Source organism: Kitasatospora sp. NPDC043950 (genome assembly GCF_056435345.1).
Genome location: NZ_JBWKER010000032.1, coordinates 101,627 through 104,636, shown reverse-complemented (window position 1 = coordinate 104,636; position 3,010 = coordinate 101,627). Strand labels below are relative to the sequence as shown.

Annotated in this window: 3 protein-coding genes; 1 reads left to right on the top strand and 2 read right to left on the bottom strand. The window is 73.6% G+C overall.

Annotation, left to right across the window (positions count from 1 at the left end; all coding sequences use genetic code 11):
- Window positions 1-157: 157 nt before the first annotated feature.
- Together AC07BF_RS22235 and AC07BF_RS22230 are read right to left on the bottom strand one after the other, a co-directional pair.
- The gene (locus AC07BF_RS22235; RefSeq protein WP_363581109.1) at window positions 158-292 is read right to left on the bottom strand and encodes a hypothetical protein; all 135 of its coding nucleotides are present in this window, start codon (window positions 290-292) and stop codon (window positions 158-160) included.
- 807 nt (window positions 293-1,099) lie between these two features.
- Complete coding sequence (locus AC07BF_RS22230) at window positions 1,100-1,660, bottom strand: hypothetical protein (RefSeq protein ID WP_363622031.1); 561 nt, start codon at window positions 1,658-1,660, stop codon at window positions 1,100-1,102.
- Window positions 1,661-1,954: 294 nt separating this feature from the next.
- Between AC07BF_RS22230 and AC07BF_RS22225 the strand changes: the two genes are divergently transcribed.
- Window positions 1,955-2,872: a hypothetical protein gene (locus tag AC07BF_RS22225; RefSeq protein WP_478333802.1), complete on the top strand. Its 918-nt coding sequence runs from the start codon at window positions 1,955-1,957 to the stop codon at window positions 2,870-2,872.
- Window positions 2,873-3,010: the final 138 nt, after the last annotated feature.

Genomic DNA, 3,010 nt, shown 5'->3' with positions numbered 1-3,010 from the left:
GCGTGGTGGAGGGGTGGGAAGGGGGTGGGGGAAGCGGGCGGTGGGGTTGTGGGCGGCCCTGGTGCGGGGGGGTGTGGGGGGGGGGCGGGGACCTTGGTGGCTCTGCGCGGGAGACCCCCCGCAGGACACCAGGAGCAGTACCGGTGATCCGACCGGGCTACACGGGGGTGTTGATGACGGAGACCATGCCGAAGTGGTGGTGGGCGATGGAGAGGTCGCCCTGGGTGTCGCCGCCGGTGGGGGTGATCATGGCGGAGGAGACGGCGTACTTCCTCGGGCCGCCGCTCTGCATCAGGTAGGGGATGCCGATGGTGGCGGGGCTCTGCGGTCCGAGGGCGCCGAGCCCCGGGGGACGGAGAGCCGGTAGGAGAGCCGGTAGACGGAGGGGGCGGCGGGTCGTTGTTCTCGTAGAGCGTGGTGAGGCCGGGTGGGCGGCCGGTGGTGGGGATTTGGGTGTAGAAGGGGATGGAGAAGGTGAAGTTCGCGGGGCTCTCGGGAGGTGCCGTCGCTGACGGACGGCAGCGTCGCGACGTTGGCGTAGAACGGGGTGATGACCTTCAGTGACACCGGTCCGGTGGCCGCGGTGCTGCTGAAGTTGCCGATCGTGACCTGCACGGTGGCCGTCCCGCCGCCCATGTAGGTGCCCGCGTCCGCCGAGCAGTACAGGTTCACGCTGTTGAGCGCGTCCGGCCGACGGGTGGCACCTGCGGGGGCCACGGACCGGTCCTCGGCTGCGGCTGCTGCTGGCGCGGCTGCGCCCAAGCCCACCACGGCCGCGCCCAGTCCTGCTGCCCTGAGGAGGCTTCGGCGTGCCACCGGTGTTGCCCCCGGCCCGCCGGACTCGTCCTCTTCGCGGATTCCATCGACCATGTCTGCGCCTCCATCGGCACGTAGCGGTGAAGCGGGCTTCCAGCCCAGTGGTTCGTACTCTGACATGTGGTCATGTCGCAGGGCGGTCAACGCGCTTGACGGCATCCGGTCCGCCACCGTGCCGGAGTCGACGCGGCAACGGTGCACGCCTTCCGAGCAGTGGCCACAGGAATGGCGCGCCCCCGGGCGTCGGATGTTGCCCGGGGGCGCGGGAGCGCGTGCTGTGCGCTCAGAGCGAGGCGAGGCTGAAGTCCACCTCGTGTTTCCCGGTCAGGGCGGTCACCCCGGTGTCGCAGGAGCCGGTGATGCCGGACAGGTCGAAGCTGCCCTGGTAGCTGTTGAGGGGCAGGAGGGTGCTGGTCACGTCCGTGATGCCGGTCTCGTCGTTGGTCACCTCGCTGCCACCCGAGTTGCCCTTCTCCCCGCCCTGGAAGGAGACGGTGGTGCGGCCGAGGTCCCTGTTGTCGACGTCGTACCAGGTGAAGGTCGCCGTTCCGGAGAAGGGATGGTAGGACACGCAGGAGAACGTCCCGGTGCCGACCGAGGAGATCGTGCCGTGGTCGACGTTCGAGTTGGTTCCGGCGGCGCTGTAACAGTCGTCGAGGCTGCCTTCGACCGTGTACGAGTTCGATGCCGCCGCGTCGGTCACCGGGTTCTTGAACGTCAGCGTCACCGGCCCTGAGCAGGTCAGGTCCTTCAGTACCTCCGTCGCGTGCGCGGACCCGGCCGCCCCCGGGATCGCTACGGCCAGCAACCCGCCCGCGGTCGCCGCCACCATCAGACGCCTCATCGTGTGCTCTTCTTCCTGTTCGTCGGTGTCGTGCCTTGGCGCCAAGAATCCCCGGTACTCGATCAACCGGTACATGCGCGCTGCCGGCGCACTCCGTGTCTCATCCGGACAGGCGTACCCAGTCGACCGAGAAGCCTTGCTGCCGTTCGGCTGTTCGTCTACGTGCGCGAGCCCGGGGCGCAGCGGGGCGGGCGGGCCCGGTGGCCGTTGCCGGCGCCCCGCTGAGGGCGGGCCGGGTCACCCGATCTCCCCTCCGGTGTCGCGGGAGAACCGCGGCCGCAGCACTGTTTGAGCATGAGCTACGACCATGGGGTGACGGCCGGAGCCCGTGTGAGGCCTGCCCGCCCCCGGAGGGTGCGTGCCGCCCTCGGTTCCGGATGCCTCGCGGGGGCGCTGGTCCTGCCGGCCGGCGTCACCGCGCCCGCCCGGGACGCGACCACCCGGACCTTCACCACCGACGCCACGTTCACCGTCCCGGACGGTGTCACCGGCATCACCGTCACCCTCGTCGCGGCGGGTTCCGGGGGAGGCGGCGGGGGCGGGGGAGGTGGCACCGGCCTCTTCAAGAGCGGCGGCGGGGGCGGGGCGGGAGGCGGCGGCGGGGGAGGCGCCCGGGTCACCTGCACCCTGGCCGTCACCCCCGGCGACGTGCTGACCCTCACCGTCGGCACCGGCGGAGCCGGTGGGGCGGGAGGCGCCAGCGGTGAGGAGGCCGACCCGGGTGCCGACGGCGGTGCCGGGGGCGCCGGGGGCCGGTCCACTCTCACCGGCGGCGCAGCCGTCCTGGCAGCCGTGGACGGCGGGTCACGGCCCGGGGGCGGGGGCGCGGGCAGCGTGCTCGGAGGCGCCCGGGGCGAGGGAGGCCACGGCGGAGGGAGCGTCCCCGCCTCCGCCTGCAAGGGCGGAGGGCCCAGCGGCACAGGCGGATCCGACGGTGACCTCGGCGCCGGTGGTGAGGAAGGCGTCGACGTGACACCGGCCACCGTCGGCGAGACCGTCCCCGGCAGCATGGGCGGCGTGGGCGGCGAAGGCGGTGCAGCGGGGGCTCCTGTGCCGGCCGCCTGCCCCGTGGGCACCGGCGACGGCGGGGACGGCGGGGACGGCGGCGACGGCCAGGACTACGTCGGCAACTTCGACGACCCCCAGACCCCCGGCGAGGACGGCACCGCGGGCACCGAGGGCGGCAGCGGCTGCATCACCCTCGTCTATTAGGGCCTGTCTGGCGGATCTTGCCGGACAGGCCCTGGACCAGCGGGCCGGGGGGGGGGGGGGGGGGGGGGGGGGGGGGGGGGGGGGGGGGGGGGGGGGGGGGGGGGGGGGGGGGGGGGGGGGGGAGGGGGGGAGGAGGGG

Bases quoted from the DNA above. Each gene is read 5' to 3' on its own strand.
- AC07BF_RS22235 (WP_363581109.1), bottom strand. From the start codon at position 292: ATGCAGAGCGGCGGCCCGAGGAAGTACGCCGTCTCCTCCGCCATGATC.
- AC07BF_RS22230 (WP_363622031.1), bottom strand. From the start codon at position 1,660: ATGAGGCGTCTGATGGTGGCGGCGACCGCGGGCGGGTTGCTGGCCGTA.
- AC07BF_RS22225 (WP_478333802.1), top strand. From the start codon at position 1,955: ATGAGCTACGACCATGGGGTGACGGCCGGAGCCCGTGTGAGGCCTGCC.